The 5590-nt window shown below is 64.3% G+C and carries 7 protein-coding genes; all 7 read right to left on the bottom strand.

Annotated features, from left to right (window positions below; all coding sequences use genetic code 11):
- Positions 1 to 244: hypothetical protein (locus tag IPK85_04105; GenBank protein MBK8246571.1), on the bottom strand; the 244-nt coding region annotated here is incomplete at its 3' end.
- A 10-nt stretch (positions 245 to 254) separates the two neighbouring features.
- Complete coding sequence (locus tag IPK85_04100; GenBank protein ID MBK8246570.1) at positions 255 to 455, bottom strand: hypothetical protein; 201 nt, start codon at positions 453 to 455, stop codon at positions 255 to 257.
- 28 nt (positions 456 to 483) lie between these two features.
- Positions 484 to 2496: a hypothetical protein gene (locus tag IPK85_04095; GenBank protein ID MBK8246569.1), complete on the bottom strand. Its 2013-nt coding sequence runs from the start codon at positions 2494 to 2496 to the stop codon at positions 484 to 486.
- The gene (locus IPK85_04090; GenBank protein ID MBK8246568.1) at positions 2496 to 4091 is read right to left on the bottom strand and encodes a hypothetical protein; all 1596 of its coding nucleotides are present in this window, start codon (positions 4089 to 4091) and stop codon (positions 2496 to 2498) included. Before IPK85_04090 ends, IPK85_04095 begins: the two co-directional genes overlap by 1 nt.
- 172 nt (positions 4092 to 4263) lie before the next feature.
- Positions 4264 to 4596: a hypothetical protein gene (locus IPK85_04085; protein MBK8246567.1), complete on the bottom strand. Its 333-nt coding sequence runs from the start codon at positions 4594 to 4596 to the stop codon at positions 4264 to 4266.
- 65 nt (positions 4597 to 4661) lie between these two features.
- A complete protein-coding gene (locus tag IPK85_04080; GenBank protein MBK8246566.1) occupies positions 4662 to 5072 on the bottom strand; it encodes a hypothetical protein in 411 nt (136 codons plus the stop codon).
- Complete coding sequence (locus IPK85_04075) at positions 5072 to 5557, bottom strand: hypothetical protein (GenBank protein ID MBK8246565.1); 486 nt, start codon at positions 5555 to 5557, stop codon at positions 5072 to 5074. Before IPK85_04075 ends, IPK85_04080 begins: the two co-directional genes overlap by 1 nt.
- Between the last annotated feature and the right edge of the window lie 33 nt (positions 5558 to 5590).

The following is a 5590-nucleotide window of genomic DNA, read 5'->3' as shown; positions in this document are numbered from 1 at the left end:
CGTTGACGAACGCGCCGGTGGACGCGTGGCTGTTGGACAGGTTGACGCTGGTGATGTAGAGGTACAGGGATGCCCCCGGCGCCGCGATGACCGCGGTATCCGAAGTGCCGGTGATGTTGGAGGTAGCGCCCGACACGGGCAGGAATGGGCAGGGGTAGAACGGGTCGGAGGTGCCGCCCGCGCCTGCCATCGCAAGGTTCTTGGTCGCGGCCGCGCCGTCTTTGACTACGTGATAGTTTGGCATTTGTTCTCCTCTACAGGTACGCGATATTGCCGCTGTTGTCGGCGTTGCTGAAGTCGTCAGTCGGTGCTACCAGCTTCTGCCCGCGGTACGTTGCCGACCGATGGGATAGGCGCGTGCCGCCTGTGTCCTCAAACTCAAACCGGATTTCAGGGATGGACAGGATGCGGTACCGCCCCTTCTCCGCCACCCCGTCCGTGTCCATGATGGTCACAACGTCGGTCAGCCAGAGCGGGCGGTCGTCAGAGTCTCGTATCAGGAGGTCCGATGTCCTCCTCCACAGCCCCTGCCGGCATGAGCCGCTGCGACATGACATCGCGGGCGAGGTCCACCGTCTCCTGATTTTTCAGCGCGGGGTCCGTCAGCACCGTCTGTACCGCGCGCCCTCGCCAGTTGCGCGGGCGGTCGGCAGGCAGCGTGCCCGGCGTCTGCGCGGGCGCGTCTACGTCGTAGGCCCACAGCAGGTTGCCAAGATTGTCCTGACCAACCACCATAACCGAGTTCGCCTCGGGCGGTTCGTAGTGACTCGACATCTCCCGCACAACGCGCGAAGGTATCGCCGCCGTGACGCCGCCCGCCACGGCGTCCGCACGGCTCTGCCAGAGCGCCATAGCCGGCGTATCGCTCAGTTGGAGCGGGTCGCGCCACTGGTAGGTATAGCCGGTCAGCGTCGGCACCCAGCCGGTAATCCAGGTTGAGGCGAATTCTTTCTGTAGCTGCTCCAAGAGCTTGCCCACCGTGCCGCCCATCTCCGGCGCCGCCGTCCACTTGCCTTTGGAGATGTCGGGCGAGAACGGGATGGTAACGGGCGTGGAGTCCATGTACAGGTCCGATGAGGTGTACCCGCACAGTACGAGTTGGTCTGTCACCGCGGCGGTCAGGGTCAACCCGTCGTAGGGTACCGACTCCGTGAACGTCATCAGGTCAAAATCCTGGGATCGGTCCTGACCCTCAAAGGACAGCGTGGAGTAGTTGAGGCTCTCGTCTGTCTCCTCGTACCGAATCTGGGGAGAGGACAGCGCGCCCCTGAATATGTCCACACCACCGACCGAGACGCGGATAGGGCGGTCGGTGGTGATGGTCGGTTGCTCCATGCCCAGAGCAATCAGTTTGCCCCGCTTCGCCTCCATACTGAGCCGCGCTTTGCCGTCCTCGCCGACCGCGATAGCCAGGGATGTAACCGCCGTCGTAATGTCTACCGGCTCGTCTGCCGTGGTTGCCGGGTCGGGCGTGTAGTAGAGGTCAAACGCGTACAGGGTCTTGGTCCCGTCGCCGTCGCCGGTCAGCGCCGCCTTCGCCCGAACGAGGCGGGTCACGCCGTCTGGGGTGAACGCGCTACCATCGTGCTTGACCACGGAGTAGGTGTGCCCCGTGGTCGCCGTGTACGGTCCCGCCGTGTCGTAGGCCGCAAGGTCCGTGAACGTGGCACCCACCGGCGGCGCGTACCGAAGTTGTTTGACCTGGCCGTAGAGCGTGCCCGACTCTTTGAACCTGACCGGCGCCGCCTGGACACACGCGCGCCCGCTCGGCACGTTCCACGCCATCGGCCCCGCGGGCGTAATCGTGTTTGTCGCCCCGTCCTCTGGCAGTGCGATGTCCGTAAACGAGCAGGCGAGCCCGTAGTTGGTCACGATCAGGATCTCCCGCCGCCGGCACGGGATTATCATAATCGAGCAGTGCTGAGCGCCCATGCTGAAGAAATAGGGCGTGTTGTTGCCCCTGGCGAGATTCGACGCCGACCGCTGGGATGTGTCCTGCATCACCCCGTCCTGCCATAGCTCTACCGACCCGTCAGAGCGAAACCGCAGGATGACCTCGCCCGCGACGCCGTAGCCCAGGTACGCATCCAATATCACCCGCTTGTTCATACCCTTCATGCCTGGCACGGAGACGGAGAAAAACCACGGCTGATTGATGGGGTAGGTGGCGGTTGTGCGTACCAGTTCGTTCGTGCCTTTGTTTTGCAGGAAGTAGTCGCCCGACGCGCCCGCGATAGTCTCCACCCAGTCCGCCGAAGTGGTAAGGGTGTAGTCTGCCTTTCTGAGCCGGGCATAGTCGCCGGTGAACGTGGTTGCCCATTCTGCCGTGGTGGGGAGCGGCGCCAGCATGGCCGTATTCGTCACGGGGTCAACCCAGATGTCAGAGGACGCAGCGATGTCCCAGCTCTGCCCCTCTGCGGCGACGGCAAGCCGCCCGAGGTCCATGCGGGGTTCGGGGCAATCGACCTCAACCACCAGCGGCCAGGAGGTAGACATTACGCGCGCCTCATGGTCGTGTGACCCATCGTCCGCAGTGTCTCCATGATCAGCCGGGCTATCTCGGAGTCAATGCCCTGACCGGGTACGTTGTTGCGGGCGAACCCTGGTTTGTACCGCGCCGCCATGTTCGCGCCGCGCTGGGAGGCTATCTCCGCCGCCGTGACGCCAAGGCCCGCCAGAGCGCCGCCGCCGAGCGTCTGTTGCCGCAGGTTCAGGGCGTCTGCCGTCTCCCGCGTGTTCTGCTCGATTTTGGAGAGGGGCGAATCCGGCGCGGAGAGCGCATCTGCGAGCTTGCCCCAGTCGCCGCCGCCCTGCGGCAGTCCTGTCGCCGGGTTCGCCTCGTTCATGCGCCGCAGGTATGCGTCGGCCTTGCTAAACGGGTCAGGAGCAGCGGACTGTAGGACACCCATCGCCACACCCATCGTGGTGTTCATGTCCGAACCCACTGCCGACTGGGCGAACGAATCGCCAATTGCCTGCATCCCTGCGAAGAGCCCGCGAAAGACAAAGGATGTCGCCTTGAGGGCGTTGCTCGCGCCGATGGATAGCGTCGCGCCCAGCCGCTGAAAGAGCAGGGTGATCCCCTCCCCGACCAGGGAGAGCGTCTGAGAGATTGCCGTCTGCACAAAGGCAAGCATCTCCGGCACGGACTCCATGAACGACGCGGCGCGCGCTATGAACTGGTTCATCCCGTCAGAGGAGGATAGCGAGGAGATGGACCCGAACGCCGTGGCGAGCTTCGACACCACATCTGCGAGCACGCCTGAGTCCACCAGACGGCTTATCGAATCGGTGAGCCGCTCTATAACCGGTGTAAGGTTCTTGGCGATCCCGTCGCCAATGGTGGCTTGGAACCGCTCCCATGCGTCCGTCAGGCTCGCCAGCTTCGCGCCAGTGGTCTGCCCCATCGTGGCGAAGATGTTGCCGTACTTCTCGTTGACGACCTTCTCCAGCGCGTCCATCGCCTCGCGCGCCGATGAGGTCAGGTGGTTGTTCCCGTCGAACTTGACGCCCTTCTGCGCGAGTTGCCCCTTGCTCAGCCCGAACGCGGAGAGCTGCTCGATGTCGGGCATCTGCCCCTGAGCGAGCGCGCCGAACATCCGGGTGAGCATCTGAAGGTGCTCGGTATCCGCCGCGAACGCCATGCCGAGTTTGGCGATGGATGGGAGCACGCGCTCTGTCCTCAGACCGAACGCCTCCAGCTGCACGGATGCGTCCGCGAGCTGCGAGAACGTGAAGTTGCTCGGCGCGGCTACCTGCTGCACGAACTTGAGTTTCTGCGCGGCGACCTCGGCAGATCCGGTCAGAGCCGTTAGCCGCGCCGTGACACCCTCAAACTGAAGCGAGAGGTCGAACGCGCTTTTGCTGCCCGCCGCCATGCCCGCGCCGAGCGCCAGGATGCTGCCGCCCGCGAGGACTGCCGCCGCGTGCGCCGTCGCCCGAAGCGCCTGCTCCATCCTGTGGATTGCAGGCGCGGCGGATTCGGCTGCGCGCGCGGTCTCCCTTATCTCGGTCTTGGCGGACGCGAGCCCCGCCCTGACCTCCTGCTCTCCGGTTATCCCGAGGCGCACCATGAGCGAAGCGATGGTCATAGCGCGGGCCTCCCAGCCGTGACACGCAGCAGCGCCTCGCGGTACTTGCCCTCTGCCGCGTCCACCATGTCAACCACGAACGCCACCTCGGCTAACTCGTCTATGCTCATATCCACCAACTCTCTCGGGTGCCGGTGCAAACCACGGACGGCGTAGTACAAGAGCGTCTGCCCTACGCCGCCGAGCCGTTTTTTGCGTCGGCGACAGACTCCCCAAACGAGGATGCGAACGCGCCCGTGAACTCGTTCAGCAGGTGGATGAACGCCTCCATGTGCGAGTCTGCAAGGCGTGCCAACTCTGCCGCCGGCGCGAGGTCCGATTCGTCGTCGCCCTGGCGCAGGTAGCACGCCGCCATGAGCAGCACCTGCTGAACCAGCGCCGGGGGGAAGCCGGGGAAGGCGAACTGCACCTCGCGGCGCATCGCCTCCGTGGGCATATAGTCGGGGAGCTTGGGCGCTCGGAATTGCACCGTGGCGCCCTCGCCCGCGAACTTTGAGAAGTCCACAACCAGATCCGGCGGCGCCGGTTTGCTCTTTGCGTTTCGTAGCGATCCCATGGCCCTGGAACCTCCTAAACCCCGACCACGCCGTAGGTCACGGTGAACGACTCCATGAGGTTGCCGTCGTCAGACTCGCTCTCGGACCAGTTGCCGACCATGCCGACCAGGACTTCAGCCGTCAGGGCAAGTACCTGCTCGGTGATCTCGATATAGGTGCCGTTCAGGGACTTGAACGTGTAGCCCGCCGCCGGCACGAAGCAGGTGAACCGGTGCGACCCGTTGACGCGGGTAGGTACCAGTTGGTCGTCGGTGTCGGTGATTGCCGCTTGTGAAACGGTTTTGTAGGTGTACTCCCTGGTGGCGGACTGTACGAGGGAAGTGAACGGGATGACCGACCCGGTGAAGCCGGTAGCCCCGTCCACAGCGCCGCCCGACCGATAGCTGTAGGTTTTGTTCGCCGCGCGAACCTTGATAACGCCCATTAGGTTGCATCTCCTGACTCGAATTGATAGATCCCAAACGTCCCGTAGAGCATGGCCCCGCCCATCACCTGCTCTATCTCCGTGCCCGTCCCCACCCGCCGGCAGAAGAGGCGCACGTTGTTCTGTGTCGCCGTCTGCGCGTGCAGCAGCGCGTCCATGCGGTCGGCAACGTCAATAATCCGGTCCATCGCGACGGAGCCGTTCTGGCTGTCCCAGACGGTCACGCGGTACTGCACGTCAGCCCGCGCACGGTCGCCGCTTATCGCCATCGTGTCGAGCCCCACGTCCTCACGGCTGATGACGATGTAGGGCACGGCAGGCGGCTTGCCCGTCGTCCGGTCTTTGTTGGGCGCCAGGTGCAGGTACACACCCTGCTGATAGCCCGGTGCCTCGCCCACCACTTCGGCCAGAGCGTCGGTCAGTGTGTCGTCACCGTGGAGGGTGGACCATATCCACGATTCGATGTAGAGGGGTTCGAAACTCATTGAAAGACCCTCGCGATGGCCGCAACGAACGAC

The organism is Gemmatimonadota bacterium (assembly GCA_016712265.1).
Classification (GTDB): Bacteria; Gemmatimonadota; Gemmatimonadetes; order Gemmatimonadales; family Gemmatimonadaceae; genus RBC101.
The sequence above is the reverse complement of the archived record's forward strand: the minus strand, read 5'-3'. Positions and strand labels throughout refer to the sequence as shown.

Coding starts and splice junctions, on each gene's coding strand:
- IPK85_04095 (MBK8246569.1), bottom strand. CDS start 2,496: ATGTCTACCTCCTGGCCGCTGGTGGTTGAGGTCGATTGCCCCGAACCC.
- IPK85_04090 (MBK8246568.1), bottom strand. CDS start 4,091: ATGACCATCGCTTCGCTCATGGTGCGCCTCGGGATAACCGGAGAGCAG.
- IPK85_04080 (MBK8246566.1), bottom strand. CDS start 5,072: ATGGGCGTTATCAAGGTTCGCGCGGCGAACAAAACCTACAGCTATCGG.
- IPK85_04075 (MBK8246565.1), bottom strand. CDS start 5,557: ATGAGTTTCGAACCCCTCTACATCGAATCGTGGATATGGTCCACCCTC.